The 17,739-nt window shown below is 62.1% G+C and carries 18 protein-coding genes; 11 read left to right on the top strand and 7 right to left on the bottom strand.

Annotation, left to right across the window (positions count from 1 at the left end; translation table 11 throughout):
* Positions 1-41 precede the first annotated feature (41 nt).
* Positions 42-641, bottom strand: coding sequence for a hypothetical protein (locus AB6802_RS14890; RefSeq protein WP_371010869.1), 600 nt, complete (start codon positions 639-641; stop codon positions 42-44).
* A 132-nt stretch (positions 642-773) separates the two neighbouring features.
* On the opposite strand from AB6802_RS14890, the gene AB6802_RS14885 reads away from it, so the two are divergent.
* The 3 genes from AB6802_RS14885 (at position 774) to AB6802_RS14875 (ending at position 2,798) form a co-directional block, all read left to right on the top strand.
* Positions 774-1,403, top strand: coding sequence for a VOC family protein (locus tag AB6802_RS14885; RefSeq protein WP_371010868.1), 630 nt, complete (start codon positions 774-776; stop codon positions 1,401-1,403).
* Positions 1,404-1,598: 195 nt separating this feature from the next.
* Complete coding sequence (gene cysE / locus AB6802_RS14880) at positions 1,599-2,447, top strand: serine O-acetyltransferase (protein WP_371010867.1); 849 nt, start codon at positions 1,599-1,601, stop codon at positions 2,445-2,447.
* A gap of 147 nt (positions 2,448-2,594) precedes the next feature.
* A complete protein-coding gene (locus AB6802_RS14875; protein WP_371010866.1) occupies positions 2,595-2,798 on the top strand; it encodes a DUF3126 family protein in 204 nt (67 codons plus the stop codon).
* A 67-nt stretch (positions 2,799-2,865) separates the two neighbouring features.
* Here the strand turns inward: AB6802_RS14875 and AB6802_RS14870 are convergent, their stop codons facing one another.
* Positions 2,866-3,453, bottom strand: a complete 588-nt coding sequence (locus AB6802_RS14870) for a hypothetical protein (RefSeq protein WP_371010865.1) — start codon at positions 3,451-3,453, stop codon at positions 2,866-2,868.
* A gap of 348 nt (positions 3,454-3,801) precedes the next feature.
* Between AB6802_RS14870 and clpP the strand changes: the two genes are divergently transcribed.
* The 4 genes from clpP to hupB all read left to right on the top strand — a co-directional run bounded on the left by clpP (position 3,802) and on the right by hupB (position 9,160).
* Complete coding sequence (gene clpP / locus AB6802_RS14865; protein WP_371010864.1) at positions 3,802-4,431, top strand: ATP-dependent Clp endopeptidase proteolytic subunit ClpP; 630 nt, start codon at positions 3,802-3,804, stop codon at positions 4,429-4,431.
* A gap of 297 nt (positions 4,432-4,728) precedes the next feature.
* The gene (clpX, locus tag AB6802_RS14860; RefSeq protein ID WP_371010863.1) at positions 4,729-6,003 is read left to right on the top strand and encodes an ATP-dependent Clp protease ATP-binding subunit ClpX; all 1,275 of its coding nucleotides are present in this window, start codon (positions 4,729-4,731) and stop codon (positions 6,001-6,003) included.
* A gap of 276 nt (positions 6,004-6,279) precedes the next feature.
* A complete protein-coding gene (lon, locus tag AB6802_RS14855; RefSeq protein ID WP_371010862.1) occupies positions 6,280-8,691 on the top strand; it encodes an endopeptidase La in 2,412 nt (803 codons plus the stop codon).
* A gap of 196 nt (positions 8,692-8,887) precedes the next feature.
* Entirely contained in the window at positions 8,888-9,160 is a 273-nt protein-coding gene (gene hupB, locus AB6802_RS14850) for a DNA-binding protein HupB (protein WP_027166452.1), read from the top strand.
* Positions 9,161-9,238: 78 nt separating this feature from the next.
* On the opposite strand, the gene AB6802_RS14845 is transcribed toward hupB, so the two are convergent.
* Positions 9,239-10,261 (bottom strand): aldo/keto reductase, encoded by a 1,023-nt coding sequence (locus AB6802_RS14845; RefSeq protein ID WP_371010860.1) that lies wholly within the window; start codon positions 10,259-10,261, stop codon positions 9,239-9,241.
* Positions 10,262-10,438: 177 nt separating this feature from the next.
* Here AB6802_RS14845 and AB6802_RS14840 point away from each other — a divergent pair, with 177 nt between their 5' ends.
* Positions 10,439-11,005, top strand: coding sequence for an SIS domain-containing protein (locus AB6802_RS14840; protein ID WP_371010859.1), 567 nt, complete (start codon positions 10,439-10,441; stop codon positions 11,003-11,005).
* Between the two features lie 5 nt (positions 11,006-11,010).
* Positions 11,011-11,754 carry a creatininase family protein gene (locus AB6802_RS14835; protein WP_371010858.1) on the top strand — a complete coding sequence of 248 codons (744 nt, stop codon included), beginning with the start codon at positions 11,011-11,013 and terminating at the stop codon, positions 11,752-11,754.
* On the opposite strand, the gene AB6802_RS14830 is transcribed toward AB6802_RS14835, so the two are convergent.
* The 4 genes from AB6802_RS14830 to AB6802_RS14815 form a co-directional block, all read right to left on the bottom strand.
* Entirely contained in the window at positions 11,755-12,078 is a 324-nt protein-coding gene (locus tag AB6802_RS14830; RefSeq protein WP_371010857.1) for a hypothetical protein, read from the bottom strand.
* Positions 12,079-12,080: 2 nt separating this feature from the next.
* Complete coding sequence (locus AB6802_RS14825; protein ID WP_371010856.1) at positions 12,081-12,998, bottom strand: carbohydrate ABC transporter permease; 918 nt, start codon at positions 12,996-12,998, stop codon at positions 12,081-12,083.
* Positions 12,999-13,006: 8 nt separating this feature from the next.
* Positions 13,007-14,122, bottom strand: a complete 1,116-nt coding sequence (locus tag AB6802_RS14820) for a carbohydrate ABC transporter permease (protein WP_371010855.1) — start codon at positions 14,120-14,122, stop codon at positions 13,007-13,009.
* A gap of 76 nt (positions 14,123-14,198) precedes the next feature.
* Positions 14,199-15,863 carry an ABC transporter substrate-binding protein gene (locus AB6802_RS14815; RefSeq protein ID WP_371010854.1) on the bottom strand — a complete coding sequence of 555 codons (1,665 nt, stop codon included), beginning with the start codon at positions 15,861-15,863 and terminating at the stop codon, positions 14,199-14,201.
* Positions 15,864-16,144: 281 nt separating this feature from the next.
* Here AB6802_RS14815 and AB6802_RS14810 point away from each other — a divergent pair, with 281 nt between their 5' ends.
* Both AB6802_RS14810 and AB6802_RS14805 read left to right on the top strand, forming a co-directional pair.
* A complete protein-coding gene (locus tag AB6802_RS14810) occupies positions 16,145-17,200 on the top strand; it encodes an ABC transporter ATP-binding protein (protein WP_371010853.1) in 1,056 nt (351 codons plus the stop codon).
* A gap of 86 nt (positions 17,201-17,286) precedes the next feature.
* Positions 17,287-17,739, top strand: coding sequence for an RbsD/FucU family protein (locus AB6802_RS14805; RefSeq protein WP_371010852.1), 453 nt, complete (start codon positions 17,287-17,289; stop codon positions 17,737-17,739).

Here is a 17,739-nt window from a genome sequence, read left to right as displayed (position 1 = left end):
ACATAGGGGCAAGGCCCGACGGGACAGTGGGCCTGTCGGACCTAGCCTTGCAGCGCTTGCAGGGAGCGGCCTAGATTTTCCCTGGCGCGCGCCTCGAACCGATCGCGAAATGGTTTCGTGTAGAAAATATGCGGGCGCGCGAGGAACGTCTTCAGGACAGCCGCGCGTCCGGCGCGCCACAGCGGCTCCTCGACCCAGCCATATTCACGCCGGACCGCTTGCTCATAGGTATCGAACGCCTCAGGTTCGGCGCCAAGGATGGCCAGGTCCATATCGAGCAGGAGCGCCGCATCGTTGAGCGCTTTCTTGTCTTCCAGAGCAGGCAGCTGATGCGTCGCGGTGGCGTTGATCATCGCGACGATGCGGGCCAGGCGCCCGGAACTTGCGCGCCCGGCCAGCCTTTCCGCGGCCAGCTCAGCGCTTTTCGCCTCATTGTTCTTGGCGCGGCTGTCATAGATGGCGTCATGCAACCAGACCGCCGCCTCGAAGGCGTCCGGATCATCGAGCAGGCCCCGGTATTCGTCGGCCAGCGCCAGCATCGCTTTGATATGGGCAAGGTTGTGGTAGTGCCGGTCCGCGGCCTGATAAGCCAAGGAAAGCTCGCTTTTCAGCGCATCGTCCAGCAGCGGTTCTTTTTCCATGACGAATTTTTCCGGGTGGCTGGGGGGCAAGACAGCGCAAGTCGCCGTCGGCTTCAAGAGCCTATGTGCCCGATTGACCAAAATGCGCGGTGGAGGGAAGGTATCGCCGACACCTAATGCAAGGAGCGTGACATGACCAGCGGAACCAAACCTGGCATGATCGACATGAAATTGGAGGCCGTCGTCATTCCTGTCTCGGATGTCGACCGGTCCAAGGGCTTTTACGCTGGCCTGGGCTGGAGGCTCGACGCCGACTTCGTTGTCGGCGATGCGTTTCGGGTCGTGCAGTTCACGCCGCCGGGTTCACCATGTTCGATCCACTTCGGCACGGGCCTGACATCGGCCGCCCCCGGTTCGGCGAAAGTGCTTTATCTGATCGTGTCCGATATTGAAGCAGCGCGCGCGGAACTCGTGGCGCGGGGCGTCGCGGCAAGCGACGTCTTCCACCGTAACGGCCCGGGTCAGCCGCCGATCAAAAGCCGGCACCCTGATGGCAACAGCTATTCCTCGTTCGTCACATTCAGCGACCCGGACGGCAATGGTTGGCTGCTGCAGGAGATCACGCAGCGCCTGCCGGGGCGCGTCGAAGCGCATGACACGATTTTCACGTCATCCTCGGAGCTTGCGGGCGCGCTGCGCAGAGCAGCCGCGGCGCATGGCGAGCATGAAAAGCGCAATGGCGGGCAGCATGACCACAACTGGCCGGATTGGTATGCCGCCTATATGGTGGCGGAGCAGGCGGGAACGACGCTGCCGACCTGAGGCCGGTGAGGCCTTGTCAGCGGGCAGGGCCGGCGTTTTCCGGCGCCCCGGTGATCAAGGGTTCGTTTTCCATTGTCGCTTGATTCCGCGTGAACCATGTCCATTTGAACAGCTACTTAAGGAAAATTGAGTTCAACCGTGCTATGATTTGGCTTATATGTGCCGCCGGATAATGAGCGAGGCCGGAGAGCGTCGATGAACAGCATTACGATTGCCCGCCCCAGCATGGTGCAACCGGTCGACCCGATCTGGCGTTCGATCCGCGATGAGGCGATGGAAGCGGTGAACCGCGATCCGCTGCTCGCGGCGTTCCTCTATTCCACGATCCTCAACCAGGAGAGCCTGGAACAGGCCGTGATCCACCGGCTGGCCGAGCGCCTGGCGCATCAGGACGTCGGCTCAGACCTCATCCGCCAGACCTTCAAGGCGATGCTGGACGACGATCCGGAGTGGAGCACGACGGTGCGCGTCGACATCCAGGCTTACTACGACCGCGACCCGGCCTGCGACCGCTTCATCATGCCGGTGCTCTATTTCAAGGGTTTTCACGCCATCCAGACCCACCGCCTGGCGCATTGGCTGTGGAATCATGGCCGCCGCGATTTCGCGCTCTACCTGCAGAGCCGCTCCTCCTCGGTATTCCAGACCGACATCAACCCGGCCGCCCGCATCGGCAAGGGCATTTTCCTCGATCACGCCACCGGCCTCGTCGTCGGCCAGACGGCGGTCATCGAGGATGACGTGTCGATCCTGCACGGCGTGACGCTGGGCGGTACCGGAAAGGCCAATGGCGATCGTCATCCGAAGATCCGCCGTGGCGTGCTGATCGGCGCCGGCGCCAAGATCCTCGGCAACATCGAGATCGGCCATTGCTCCAAGATCGCCGCCGGTTCGGTCGTGCTGTCGCCCGTGCCGCACAACAAAACCGTCGCCGGCGTGCCGGCGCGGGTTGTGGGAGAAACCGGCTGCGATCAGCCGTCTCGGCAGATGGACCAGCTCCTGCCGTCGCAGACCATGGACCACGTGGTCAGCTTCGACATCTGAGCAATTTGTCGCCGGCGGCGACCGTCGGGGCCGCCGGTTCAGGTGCTGCCTGCCACGCGTTAATGCTGCCAGCTTGCCTTTACATAGCCATCGTCTGCGTGTCAGAAGCGCGTTCCAACGAACAGACCGACATCTCGGAGAAGTCTTTTGAAGCCTGACGAAATCAGAAAGCTGGACGCCTATTTCAAGCGCGTCTTCCAGAATCCCAGGCTCGAGATCAAGGCGCGTCCGCGCAAGGAAGACTCGGCCGAGGTCTATATCGGCGACGAATTCCTGGGCCTCGTGTTCAAGGACGAGGACGACGGCGACTACAATTTCTCGATGGCGATCCTCGACGTCGATCTGGCCTAATCAGGCTTCGGTTGCGGCCAGGGCGTGCACTTCGCCGCCCGGCCGCCTCTGACCGGCGAAATGCCGGTTAGTCCTGGCAATGCCTTGGGATATGCACCCGGCGCCAGCTGGTCGAGCCTTCCCGCACCACCACCCGGCGCGCCACCGTCCCATATGAGGGTGGGATTTCGCGGATCCGCACTTGTTGCGGCCGTACCTGCACTTCGCGGGCGACGCTTTCATATTCCGCCGGCTGCACGACACGGTGCACGCGTTCGGGTCTGACCACCACGATTTCGGCAACGCGCGCATAGCGGGCCTTGCGCCACACTTTGCAAAGCACCTTGCGGCCGTGGATGACGCGCCACTCCCAGGCATAACCGCCATCGTCGACCCTGACCGTATGGTAGACCGTGCGCGTCTCCGCCGGCACCGTCTCATAGGTCACGCGCGGCGGCGCAATCTGCTCCACGCTCTGGTAGGTGCCGTAGATCGCCGCGTCGTAATCGACCATTTGGCCGCCCGGGCTCAGCATCACGTCTTCATATACGGTGTCATAGAGCGCCGGCCTGTGCACGGGTTCGTAGCATTCGAGCGCGCGGCCGCCGGCGGCGGTGTCGGAAACCGCCGCAAGCATCGCTATGACTGCCAGGGATGTGGTGCTTTTGCGGATCATGACATTCCCCCGTTGAAAAAGGACGCATTTTCAACGCAGGAGTGTAGCGGAAGGTCCCAGGCCAGACAGCGATTTCAAGGCTTGTCGTTAAGCGGCGCGGTTAAGAAAATGCTACCGAGGCGGACGGCCTGCTGCAGGACTTCGGCAACCGGGCCGTCCGCGGCCTGGCCATGTGCGCGCGGCGCGCCGGCCGCAACGCTTGATTCCACTTAACCAGGTGGCTAGGAGAGGCGGCCTTGCGCTAGGGTGAGCCGGCATCCTATTTAGGTCATAACCGATCCAGAACGATTCCGCCCGATTGCTGATGTACCACGGCGCCGGGATCCCAATCTCCAACAAGGGTAGTCCATGAAGAACCCCGTTGAAACCTACATGAACCTCGTTCCGATGGTGGTCGAGCAGACCAATCGCGGCGAGCGCGCCTACGACATCTTCTCGCGCCTCTTGAAGGAACGCATCATTTTCATCACCGGTCCGGTCGAGGACGGGATGGCGACGCTGGTTTGTGCACAGCTTTTGTTCCTCGAGGCGGAAAACCCCAAGAAGGAAATCAACCTCTATATCAATTCGCCGGGTGGCGTGGTCACCTCGGGCATGGCGATCTACGACACCATGCAGTTCATCAAGCCGGCGGTTTCGACGCTTTGCATCGGCCAGGCCGCTTCGATGGGCTCGCTGCTCCTGACGGCCGGCCACAAGGACATGCGCTTTGCCACGCCGAACGCCCGCATCATGGTCCATCAGCCGTCCGGCGGCTTCCAGGGCCAGGCTTCGGACATCGAGCGGCATGCGATGGATATCGTCAAGCTGAAGCGCCGCTTGAACGAGGTCTATGTCAAGCACACCGGCAAGAGCTACGAAGAGATTGAACGCACGCTCGATCGCGATCATTTCATGACCGCCGACGAGGCCAAGGATTTCGGCCTGATCGACAAGGTCATCTCGTCGCGCGAACCGGTCGAAGGCGCCGCCACGTAAGGGCGCCTTGGCAGCCGGATGGCAGGATAACGCGCTTTTGGCGTGGCTTGCGGCATTTCGGCCACATTTGGCTGTTCCCTCGGGCGTTGGGATTGCCTACGTTAAGGCTATGTTGATTTTCGACGGCTTAGCTTTGCGTGGGGGTAGCTGCGAATCATTGCCGCGTTTTCTGATTTGTGTTTCGTACGGGATGCGCAGTGTGAGCCGAGACACTGGCGGCGGCGGATTCCCGCGATAGATTGGTGAGACGCCTCTTGCAGCCAGGCGATCGGCGGGCGTCGGTGAAAGGACAGGAAAATGAGCAAGGTCGGCAACAATAGCGGTGATTCCAAGAACACGCTTTATTGCTCGTTTTGCGGCAAAAGCCAGCACGAGGTCCGCAAGCTGATCGCCGGCCCGACGGTTTTCATCTGCGACGAATGCGTCGAACTGTGCATGGACATCATCCGCGAGGAAAACAAAACCTCGATGGTGAAGTCGCGCGAAGGCGTGCCGACACCGCAGGAAATCCTGAAAGTTCTGGATGACTATGTCATCGGCCAGCCTTACGCCAAGCGCGTGCTGTCGGTGGCGGTCCACAACCACTACAAGCGCCTCGCGCATGCCGGCAAGAGCAACGATGTCGAGCTGGCCAAGTCGAACATCCTGCTGATCGGCCCGACCGGCTGCGGCAAGACGCTGCTGGCTCAGACGCTCGCCCGCATCATTGATGTGCCGTTCACCATGGCCGACGCCACGACGCTGACCGAAGCCGGTTACGTCGGCGAGGACGTTGAAAACATTATCCTGAAGCTGTTGCAATCGGCCGACTACAATGTCGAGCGCGCCCAGCGCGGCATCGTCTATATCGACGAAATCGACAAGATTTCGCGCAAGTCGGACAACCCCTCGATCACCCGCGACGTGTCGGGGGAGGGCGTGCAGCAGGCGCTTTTGAAGATCATGGAAGGCACGGTCGCCTCGGTGCCGCCGCAGGGCGGCCGTAAGCATCCGCAGCAGGAATTCCTGCAGGTCGACACCGCCAACATCCTGTTCATCTGCGGCGGCGCCTTCGCCGGGCTGGACAAGATCATCTCGGATCGCGGCCGCAAGACCTCGATCGGCTTCGGCGCCACCGTCGCTTCGCCCGAGGATCGCCGCACGGGCGACCTGTTCCGCCAGGTCGAGCCGGAGGATTTGTTGAAATTCGGCCTGATCCCGGAATTCGTCGGCCGTCTGCCCGTGCTGGCGACGCTGGAAGACCTCGACGAACCGGCGCTGATCCAGATCCTGACCGAGCCGAAGAACGCGCTGGTCAAGCAGTATCAGCGGCTGTTCGAGATGGAAAATGTCGATCTGACCTTCCACGAGAACGCCCTGTCGGCCATCGCCAAGCGCGCCATCGAGCGCAAGACCGGCGCGCGCGGCCTGCGCTCCATCATGGAGGCGATCCTGCTCGACACCATGTTCGAGCTGCCGGCGCTGGAAGGCGTGCGCGAGGTGGTGATCTCGGAAGAGGTGGTGACCGGCAGCGCCCGGCCGCTCTACATCTATTCCGAACAGAAGGAAAAGAAGGGCAATGTCAGCGCCTGAAATGGCATCTGAGCCCGCATTTTCATGGAACGGCGCCCGCGTGGCGCCGTTTTGCTGTAAGCGGCGCGCAAGCATGCCGTGGAAGGGACGGTACGACCCGTGTTAGCCCTTGATCTTTGCCCCGGCTGCATCCACCTAACACCAGAAGGCCGAGGCGCCGCATTCTGTGCTGTAAAACTCCCGTCACAAACGGTGGTAGGCGGAACGACACTCGGTCGTTAATATGAGATTCGCGGTTGGCTAAAATTAAGCGGCCGCGACATGAAAGGTTGGACAATGGCCAAGATATCCAAGGCTTCCGGCGACGGCGTTTTCGCGGTCCTCCCACTGCGCGATATCGTCGTGTTTCCGCATATGATCGTTCCGCTCTTTGTTGGGCGTGAAAAGTCGATCAAGGCGCTGGAAGAAGTGATGGGGCAGGAAAAGCAGATCCTGCTTGCCACCCAGATGAATGCAGCCGACGACGATCCTGAGCCCGATGCGATCTTCGACATCGGCACGCTCGCCAATGTGCTGCAGCTTTTGAAGCTTCCCGACGGTACCGTGAAGGTGCTGGTCGAGGGCGCCTCGCGCGCCAAGATCGTGTCGTTCACCGACCGCGCCGATTTCCACGAAGCCCGCGCCACCGCGCTGGTCGAGCCGGAAGAGGAAGAGGTCGAGGTCGAGGCGCTTGCCCGCTCGGTCGTCACCGATTTCGAGAATTACGTCAAGCTGAACAAGAAGATCTCGCCCGAAGTGGTGGGCGCGGCCAGCCAGATCGACGACTATTCCAAGCTCGCCGACACGGTTGCCTCGCACCTCGCCATCAAGATCCCCGAGAAGCAGGAGATGCTCGCCACGCTTTCGGTCAAGGAGCGTCTGGAGAAGGCGATGGGCTTCATGGAAGCCGAGATCTCGGTGCTCCAGGTGGAGAAGCGCATCCGTTCGCGCGTCAAGCGCCAGATGGAGAAGACGCAGCGCGAGTACTACCTCAACGAGCAGATGAAGGCGATCCAGAAGGAGCTCGGCGAAGGCGAGGACGGCCGCGACGAGGCCGCCGAGATCGAGGCGCGCATCAAGAAGACCAAGCTCTCCAAGGAGGCCCGCGAGAAGGCGGACGCCGAGTTGAAGAAGCTCAGGTCGATGTCGCCGATGTCGGCTGAATCGACGGTCGTGCGCAACTATCTCGACTGGCTGCTGTCGATCCCGTGGGGCAAGAACTCCAAGGTCAAGCAGGACCTGACTTTCTCGCAAGACGTGCTCGATGCCGATCACTTCGGCCTCGACAAGGTCAAGGAGCGCATCGTCGAGTATCTCGCTGTGCAGAGCCGCCAGAAGAAGCTCAAGGGGCCGATCCTGTGCCTCGTCGGGCCTCCCGGCGTCGGCAAGACCTCGCTCGGCAAGTCGATCGCCAAGGCGACCGGCCGTGAGTTCATCCGCATGGCGCTTGGCGGCGTGCGTGACGAGGCCGAGATCCGCGGCCACCGGCGGACCTATATCGGCTCGATGCCCGGCAAGGTCATCCAGTCGATGAAGAAGGCCAAGAAGTCCAACCCGCTCTTCCTGCTCGACGAAATCGACAAGATGGGCCAGGACTTCCGCGGCGACCCGTCATCGGCCTTGCTCGAGGTGCTCGATCCGGAGCAGAACTCGACGTTCATGGACCATTACCTCGAGGTCGAATACGACCTGTCGAGCGTGATGTTCGTGACGACGGCGAACACGCTGAACATCCCTGCGCCCCTGATGGACCGCATGGAGATCATCCGTATCGCCGGCTACACGGAGGACGAGAAAATCGAGATCGCCAAGCGGCATTTGATGCCGAAGGTGATCCGCGATCACGCGCTGCAGCCGAACGAATTCTCGGTCGCGGAAGACGCGATCCGCGGCATCATCCAGACCTACACGCGGGAAGCCGGCGTGCGCAGCCTTGAGCGCGAGCTTATGAAGCTCGGCCGCAAGGCGGTCACCGAGATCCTGCGGACGAAGAAGAAGACGGTGAAGATCACGGCGGCCAATCTCGCCGATTATCTTGGCGTGCCTCGCTTCCGCTTCGGCCAGGTCGAGTCTGACGATCAGGTCGGTGTTGTCACCGGTCTTGCCTGGACGGAAGTCGGCGGCGAACTGCTGACGGTCGAAGGCGTCATGATGCCCGGCAAGGGCCGCATGACGGTGACCGGCAACCTGCGCGACGTGATGAAGGAATCGATCTCGGCGGCGGCGTCCTATGTCCGCTCACGGGCGCTCGATTTCGGCGTCGAGCCGCCGTTGTTCGACAAGCGCGACATCCACGTGCACCTGCCGGAAGGCGCTACGCCGAAGGATGGTCCGTCCGCCGGTGCCGCCATGGCCACGGCGATCGTGTCGATCCTGACCGGTATCCCGGTCCGGGCCGACGTGGCAATGACTGGTGAGATAACGCTTCGCGGCCGCATCTTGCCGATCGGTGGCCTGAAGGAGAAGCTGCTCGCGGCACTGCGTGGCGGCATCAAGAAGGTTCTGATCCCGGAAGAAAACGTCAAGGATCTGGCGGAGATTCCGGACAATGTGAAAAACGGCATGGAGATCATTCCGGTCGCACGCGTCGGCGAGGTGTTGAAGCACGCGCTGGTCAGGATGCCGGAGCCGATCGAATGGGTCGAGCCGGTCAATGCGCCGGCTCCGGTCGACACCGGCGACGATGCCGGAAAGTCGCTTGCTCATTAGAATTTTCTAATGTTGCGTCGCACAAAGAGAGAGCCGGGCTTCGAGCCCGGCTTTTTCATGTGAAAAACCCACGTAAAAATTGAAAAAAGCCCGGAATTCCGCGGTTTTCGACTTGGGTTCCGGAACGCTTCTTTCTAAAGTCCCTTTCCTGCCGGATGAGTCGTAAGTTCCGGTTTTCTCATGGAAGGGAATTTTTATGAACAAGAACGAACTGGTGTCCGCTGTCGCCGACTCCGCTAGCATTTCGAAGGCTGATGCGCAGTCCGCCGTCGATGCAGTGTTCTCCGTGATCACCGGCGAACTGAAGAAGGGCGGCGATGTCCGGCTTGTCGGCTTCGGAAATTTCACCGTGTCAAAACGCGCTGCTTCGACGGGTCGCAACCCGCAGACCGGCGCCGAAGTGAAGATTCCGGCGCGCACCGTGCCGAAGTTTTCGGCTGGCAAGGGCCTCAAGGACGCGGTCAACTAAGACCTTTTTCTTTAAGAGCAGAAAAGCCGGGCATGCCCGGCTTTTCTTTTTTGTGCGGTTCGCTTGGCGCGCGCAGGCTCAGGCCGTCGGCGCGTCGGCCCGCAGCAGGCCTTCCTGCTTGAGATCGGCCCAGAGCGCTGCCGGGATCTTGACGCCGAGAAGCGCGCGGTTGCTTTCGACTTCCGCCGGCCGCTGCCCGCCCGGGATCACCGACACCACCGAAGGATGCTGCAGAGGGAACTGCAGCGCCGCCTCGATCAGGCGCACACTGTGACGCTGGCAGACGGCTTCGATGCGCGCCACGCGATCGAGGATTTCCTTCGGCGCTTCGCTGTAATTGTAGAAGGCGCCGGGCTTGGGGCCGGTCGCAAGCACGCCGGAATTGTAGGGGCCGCCGAGCACGATGCCGATGCCGCGCTTCTGGCAGAGCGGCAGGAAGGTGGCCAGCGCGTCCTGCTCGAGCAGCGTGTAGCGGCCGGCAAGCAGGAACAGGTCGAAATCGCCGCGCTCGGCCAGCGTCTGCGCGACCTGCCATTCGTTGATGCCGCCGCCGAACGCCTTGATCACGCCCTGGTCGCGCAGCGAAAGCAGGCCATAATAGCCCGACGACATGAACTCTTCGATGCGGCGGTCGGAGGCTTCCTTGCTGCCATGCGTGAAGATGTCCACGTCATGCACGAAGAGGATGTCGATGCGGTCGACGCCAAGGCGTTCCAATGAGGCCTCGAATGAGCGCATGACGCCGTCATAGCTGTAGTCGTAGACCTCGCGGCGCGACGGCGTGTCGAAGAACTTACCGATGCCGGTGCGCTGCTCGGGCGCAGCGACGCGCATGAGGCGGCCGACCTTGCTGGACAGCACGTAGTCGTCGCGCTTGCGGCCGCGCAGGAAGGGGTTCAGGCGGGTTTCCGCAAGGCCGAGACCGTAGAGTGGTGCCGTATCGTAATAGCGGCAGCCGGTCGTCCATGCCGCTTCGAGCGTGGCATTGGCGTCTTCGTCGGGGACGGCGCGATAGAGGTTGCCGAGCGGCGCGGTGCCGAAGCCAAGCTCGGTGAAGGTGATGCCGCCATTGCCGAGGCGGTCGAAATGCCGTGTCTTCATGTCCAACGATTTTCCCGGAGTGATTTGTCTGACATGACACTATCAACGCCCGTGGCCCAGCAAAAGCGCCGAGGCGAGTTGGATAGCGATTTTCGCGGTGATAGCATGAATAAAAACAACCGTTTCGCGGGTGAGCAGCCGCAAAATTCGTAACGCCGGTTGCCAAGGTGAGCCGTCATGACCAAAGCCGGATCGGGGATGTTCGCGACCGCGCTGGACGAACTCGGCGCGGTGCTGGCGCGCATCGATGAAAGCCGCATCGACGCTGCCGGCACCATGCTTGCCGGCGCCGGCAAGATCGCCGTCTATGGCTGCGGCCGCGAGGCGCTGCAGGTCAAGGGCTTTGCCATGCGGCTCTACCATCTCGGCCTGCCGGTCTCGGTGGTCGGCGACATGACCACGCCGCCGCTGGGGCAGGGCGACGTTTTCCTGGTGAGTTCCGGACCGGGCGAGACCACGACAGTGCTCACCTTGATGCGCGTTGCCCGCGAGGCCGGCGCAAAGGTGCTGCTGCTCACGGCGGAGGCCGACGGAAGTGCCGCAAAACTTGCCGACTTCACGCTGCTCATTCCGGCGCAGACCATGGCCAGCGACCAGGGTGCCGCCAGAACCTCGGTGCTGCCGATGGGCTCGCTGTTTGAAGGCGCGCTGTTTGTTTTGTTCGAGATCATGGTGCTGAAGCTTAAAGGCCTGACGGGCGCTACGCCGGAAGCCATGCGCGCCAGGCACACCAATATGGAGTAGGGACCGTGCGTTACGAATTGATGCTGCCGCATCAGATCCGCAAGGCGATCGCGGAGAACTGGCCGGTCGTGCTGCCACTCGGCGTGCTCGAATACCATGGCGAGCACATGGCGGTCGGCATGGACACGCTGGCCGTCATCAAGACGGTGGACCTGATCGAGAAGGAGAGAGACCTCGTCATCCTGCCGCCCTTCTACTATGGCGCGGCGAGCTATGCCGTGGCTGCGCCCGAGGGCAGCGGTTCCGTGCAGGTCGGCGGCCCAGTGCTTTCGCCTTTTGCCGAGGAGCTGTTCTACGGCCTGCTGCGTATCGGCTTTCGCAATATCCATGCGATTATCCATCACCAAACTGAGAATTTCGCGGCCGGCATGCCGACCGATCTCGCCTTCAAGACCGCCGGCAGGCAGGCGATCTTCCGGTTCCTGGAAAAGGAGCGCGGCGAGGGCTGGTGGGGGTCGAACACCATGGCGGATTACTACGCCGGCCATGCGCAGGGCGAGAATGTCTTCAACTGGGTGCAGGTGCATCCGCTGATGCCGGTTTCGATGAACGGCAAGTATCCGTTCGATCATGCCGGCATCGGCGAAACGTCGCTGATGCTGGCGCTATGCCCGGAGGCGGTGGATGCGGCGCGTTTCGCCGACAACACCGGCTGGTATACGAAAAGCGCCGCGGACGCTTCGGCCGGGCAGGGCAAGATCGGGGTCGCGATGATCCTCGATCATCTTCGCCAAATTCTGGTCGCCTGACTATCGCCCGGTGGAGCGGGCTCGCTGGCGCTCGGCGAGGTATTCGGCCAGCGATTTGTCCGGGTCGCTCCTGGTCGCCACCGCCCAGATGAAGGTGCCCGCGCCGGCGATGACGAGGATGACATAGATGATCACGCCCAGTGCCATCTGGTGGGCATAGAAGAAAAGCAGGAACATGGTCGCGCCGCCGCCGATCATGGCCGCCACAAAGCCGGCGATGACCGCGCGACCCTGCCAGGCGATCGGCATGACGCCCTTGCCGTAGCGGTCGCGCCCGACATAGCCGGCCCGGATGTTGCGCGCGAACCAGTAGGGCCCGGCCATCGCTATTTCACCGAGCCAGCCGTCATGCCCATGATCAGATAGCGCTCGAGCGCGATGCCGATGATCGCCAGCGGCGCGATCGCAGCGGTAGCCAATGCCGCCATCGACCACCAGTTGATGCCTTGCGAACCGGTCTGGCTCGCCACCATGACCGGGATCGTCTTGGCATCCGTCGAGGTTAGAAGGGCTGCAAAGAAATACTCGTTCCAGCACAGCACCATCGCCAGGATGAAGGCGGCGACCATGCCGGGAAGGGCGATCGGCATGACGATGCGGAGGAAGGCGCCCCAGATCGACAGCCCGTCGACCAGAGCCGCCTCCTCGAGCTCGACGGGGATCGAGTTGAACTGGTCGCGCATGATCCAGATGACGATCGGCAGCACCATCAGCGTGTAGAGCAGGATCAGGCCGATGCGCGTGTCGAGCAGCGCCACCTCGCGGTAGAGCACCAGGAAGGGCAGCGCCAGCACGACCGGCGGCAGGATGAGCTGCGACAGGAAGAAGAAGGAGATGTCCTCGTTCTTGAACCAGGCGAATTTGTAGCGATAGCGGGTCAGGCCATAAGCGGCGAGACTGCCGATGACGATGGCAAGCGCCGACGCGCCGACCGAAGTGATGATCGAGTTCATGAAGCGCTTGAAGAACTCGTCGCGCACCGTCGATGTCTCGAAGATCGAATCCGGAGACAGGCCGAGCGAGCGCCAGCCCTTCCAGTCGGGCTGGAAGTCGACGAAGGGAATGAGATGGCCTTGCGTGACATCGACAGCCGATTTGAACGAGGTGGTGATCGTCCAGTAGAGTGGGAACAGGCAGACGAAGGTCCAGAAGAGCAGCGCGCCATAGATGAAGACGCGGCTGGCGACGAAAGCCGCTGGCGAGCGTATTTCGGAAACGGTGTAGTCGGTGGTCTGGACGCTCATGATGCCGCTCAGTTGACGTTGCGCACGAAGCGATTGGCGAATTTCAAAAGCCAGGTCACGAACACGACGATGATGACCAGATAGGCCATGGCCAGCATCGTGCCGTAGCCGACATTGGAGCGGTCGCGGTACTCGCGATAGATGAAGCTCGACACGGAATCGGTGGCGCCGCCGGGGCCGCCGGAGGTCAGCGTGATGATGATGTCGGCAAGCTTCAGCTTGAAGATGATGCGCAGGATCACCGCCGTCACCGACACCGGCAGCATCAGCGGGAAGGTGACCTGCCAGAAGGTCTGCCAGGCGGTCGCGCCGTCGACGCGCGCGGCTTCCAGCACCTCGCGCGACATCGCCTGCAGGCCGGCGAGCAGCATGATCATCATGAACGGGATGAAGGTCCATGCGTCGAGCATCATGATCGAGATGCGGGCGGTGATCGGATCGGAGAAGAAGGCGGGATTTTCCCAGCCGAGATGACGCGCCAGCGTTGCCGCGGGGCCGAAGCGGTATTCCATCAGCGACTTGCCGACCATCCAGGAGACAGCCACCGGCGACAGCATCAGCGGCAGCAGGAATACGACGCGGAAGAACTTTCTGGCTCGGATCTGCGCGTTGAGGAGCAACGCCAGGCCGAAGGCGATGACATATTCGACCAGCACCGCCAGCACATAGAGCACCATGTTGAACAGCGCGTTGCGGTAATAAGGATCGGCCAGCATCTGCCAGAAATTGTCGAGGCCGTTGAATCTGCGTCCGGTAAACGAGCTGAGGTTCCAGTCGGTGAGCGCGATGTAGAAGCCGAACAGCGTCGGGAAGATCACCATGGCGATGGTGAAAAGCAGCGCCGGCAGCAGGAACAGCGCGCGCTGGCCATCCTCGCCGCGCGTCAGCACCTGCCAGGCGCCGAGCGCGGCGCCCCACAGGACATAGGCATAGATGACCGGGCGCCAGGTATCGAAGCCGATCGTCGACATCTCGGTCTTGTAGAGGATCTGCACGACGATGACCGCGAGAAGGCCAACCGTCGCCAGCGCCAGCAAGGCCCATCCCAGGCGCTTGCGCCCGGCCGGGATCAGGTCGGCCGGATTGGCCGACCAGGCATTTGCGGTCGAAATCTGCTCAGCCACGCCTTTTGCCTCTTGCCTGGTAAAGGAGCGGCCCGGCAACGAGGCGTCGCCGGGCCGCGACTTTCAATATATCAGCCTACATGCCGAGCGAGGCTTTGTAGAGCTTGACCTGCTTGTCGCGGCCGATCTGGTCGGTCAGCTTTTCCCAGGCGGCGGCGATGGCGTCGGCGCCTTCCTGCGCCTTCATCTTGCCGGCGAAGGTGTTGGCCAGGATGTCCTCGGCAGCCGAATAATACTGGAAGATGCCGGGGATGCGCGGCTCGATCGCCGCGTTCGGATGGTTGTAGGAGTCACCTTCCGACTTCAGGTAGGAGGTGATGAAGGCCTCGTCATAGCCGGCCGCCACCCATTCCGGAATGTTGAAATGGGAGTTGCGGTAAGGCTGGAAGCCAGACGGATACATCGCCGTCCAGATCGACAGATCCTTGCCGCCGAGATGGGCGGCGGCGGACCATGCGGCCTTCTTCTTCTTTTCGTCCTTGTCGACACGGGCCATGACATAGACGCCCCAGCCGAGATAAGCGCAGTTCGGCGCGTAGTTCGGGCCGCTGGCGAGCTTGTCCCACTTGCCGGTCTTGGAATTGTAGACGTCGTCGGAGCCCGGCAGGATCGAGAAGCCGGTGACGTCGCCGATGACCGAAGAGTCGTTGGTCTTGACGTTCGAGCCGACGTCGCCCCACCAGGGGATCATCGAGCCGGTGCCGGCCAGGAATTGCTGGAAGGCGGTCGTGTTCGGATCGGCGTTGATCTGGTCGGCGGGTTCGGAGGGCAAGGCATCGATGACGTCCTGGATGGCGCGCACCCAGGCCGGGTTGTTGACGCGCGGCTTCATGGTGTCGGCGTCGAACAGCCAGGCCTTGTCGTCGGGATGCTTGGCATAGGCCGTGGCGCGGCTGCCGAGGAAGTAGAAGCCGAAACCGCCCCAGGGCTTGGGCGCGTCGAGATAGCCGTAAACGTCCTGGCCCTTGAATTTCTTGCCCTTGAGGAATTTGGTCACGGCCTGCACCTGCTGCCAGGTCTTCGGCACGCCCCATTCGCCTTCACCACCGCCATCCTTCCACTGCTTGGCGAGGTCGGCATCGGAAAACACGTCGGTGCGGTAGTTGAAGTTGTGCGCGTCGCCGTCGATGGTGACGCGATACTGCTTGCCGTCCCAGGTGCCGACGGGCGGCTTCAGATAGTTGACCAGATCGTCGAAATCGATCTGCTTCTTGACCCAGTCGGGCATTTCGGAGGTCAGGCCTTTGCCGCAGACATCGCCTTCGAAAGGCGCGCCCATCTCGATGATGTCGAAATCGACGGTGCCGGTGGCGATCGACTGCTGCAGACGGGCGTTGTAGTCGGCCTGGGCAAGGTCGATCCAGCTGATCTTGGCCCCGGTATAGGCCTCCCACGGCTTTAGAAAGCCACGGAACAGCACATTGTGCAGGTTCTGGTTGTTGAGGCCCATGAAGGTGAGCTCGACGCCGGCGAACTCGCCTTCCTTGACATTGGCCTTGGTCGCTTCGAGGCAAAGTTCGCCAACTTTCTGGAAGTCGGCATCGGTCGGCTGGCCTTTGCCGACGCCCGGGATCTGCAGGATCTTCTTGCGCAGATCGTCATCGGCGGCGGCCGGCCTGGTCATTGCGCCGAGTCCGGCGCCGGACGCGGCGGCTATCGCGGCCATCGAGGCCGCACCCTTCAGCACATCGCGGCGGCTCGCGCCGGCGCGCATCAGTTTTTCGTACAGGTCGACTCTCATCTACAGGTTCCTCCCAGAACAACAGCCATTGAATGGAAATACCAATCTATCGGACGTCGAAACGTCTTACGGTTCTCCTCGAACATACGGGGACGTGGGACCCCACCCTGCGTCGCCGGAGTTCCGATTTCGGGGTAAGAGGCCCGTTGTCGGATTGGCACTCGCCACTATTCGCGTAATCGATTACCTTGTCAACACGAGTGGGTTTTTATCTATAATATACCGACTTGCCCTTGCGGTTCGCAATGGCTAGCTTCACCGCAAACGATAAAGGGGAGACGATGGCTCAAGTCGCGATCAGCAGTGTGGCCAAGGCGTTTGGAACCGTCAAGGTCCTGCACGAGGTCAGCATCGATATCGCCGACGGCCAGTTCGTCGTGCTGGTCGGTCCGTCGGGTTGCGGCAAGTCCACGCTGCTGAGGATGGTGGCCGGCCTGGAGACCGTTTCGGGCGGCACGATCTCGATCGGCGAGCGCGTCGTCAACAATCTGCCGCCGGCAAAGCGCGACATCGCCATGGTGTTCCAGAACTATGCGCTCTATCCGCACAAGACGGTGGAGCAGAACATGGCCTTCGCGCTGAAGCTGCGCGGCACCGATCCGACCGTCGTTGCCGAGCGGGTCAAGCGCGCCGCCGACATCCTAGACCTCGCGCCCTATCTGAAGCGCTATCCGCGCCAGCTTTCCGGCGGCCAGCGCCAGCGCGTCGCCATGGGCCGGGCCATCGTGCGCAACCCGCAGGTGTTTTTGTTCGACGAGCCGCTGTCCAATCTCGACGCCAAATTGCGCGTGCAGATGCGCACCGAGATCAAGGAACTGCACCAGCGGCTGAAGACCACGACCATCTATGTCACCCACGACCAGATCGAGGCCATGACCATGGCCGACAAGATCGTGGTGATGCGCGACGGCCGCATCGAGCAGGTCGGCGCGCCGCTGGAACTGTTCGACCGGCCGGCAAACCTGTTCGTCGCCGGCTTTCTCGGCTCGCCGGCCATGAATCTGCTCAAAGGCACGGTAAAGACAGGCGACAACGCCGTCGACATCGCCGGCACGGCATTTCCGCTGCCCCCGGGAAGTGCTGTCCAGGACGGCCACGCCGTCGTCTACGGCGTGCGGCCGGAGCATCTGGAAATCCATCCCGACGGCATCGCCGCCACGGTCTCGGTGGTCGAGCCGACCGGCTCGGAGACCCTGGTGTTCCTGCGCTTCGGCGAGGGCGAGATGGTGGCGCTGTTCCGTGAACGCCATGACGTCAAGCCGGGCGACACGCTGAAGCTGAAGCCGCGGCTCGATCAGGTCCATCTTTTCGACGCGGCGATCGGCAAGCGCCTTTAGACTTTTACGGCAATTCCAGCCGGAAAACCGCTCACACTTTTCCTGGAATTGCGCTGGACTGCACACAGACCTTACGAGGGGACACCATGCTCAAAGGGATCAATCCGCTGCTCAATGCCGATGTGCTGCAAGCACTGCGGGCGATGGGGCATGGCGACGACCTGATCATCGCCGACACCAATTTCCCGGCCGATTCGGTGGCCAGGCAAACCGTGCTCGGAAAAGTGTTGCGCATCGATGCGTCGGCGGCCGAGGTGGTGAAAGCGGTGCTGTCCCTCTATCCGCTGGATACCTTCGTCAATGACGCGGCCGCGCGCATGGAGATCGTCGGCAAGCCCAACGAGATCCCGCCGGTGCAGAAGGAGGTGCAGAAAGAGATCGACGCCGCCGAAGGCAAGCCCTGGCCGATGATCTCGATCGAGCGCTACGCCTTCTACGAGCGCTCCAGGAAGGCCTATTGCGTCATCCAGACCGGCGAACGCCGCTTCTACGGCTGCTTTGCCTTCCGCAAGGGCGTCGTGCCGCCGGATGCGGAGTAA

This window comes from Mesorhizobium sp. RCC_202, assembly GCF_041355295.1.
Lineage (GTDB): Bacteria > Pseudomonadota > Alphaproteobacteria > Rhizobiales > Rhizobiaceae > Mesorhizobium.
The sequence above is the reverse complement of the archived record's forward strand: the minus strand, read 5'-3'. Positions and strand labels throughout refer to the sequence as shown.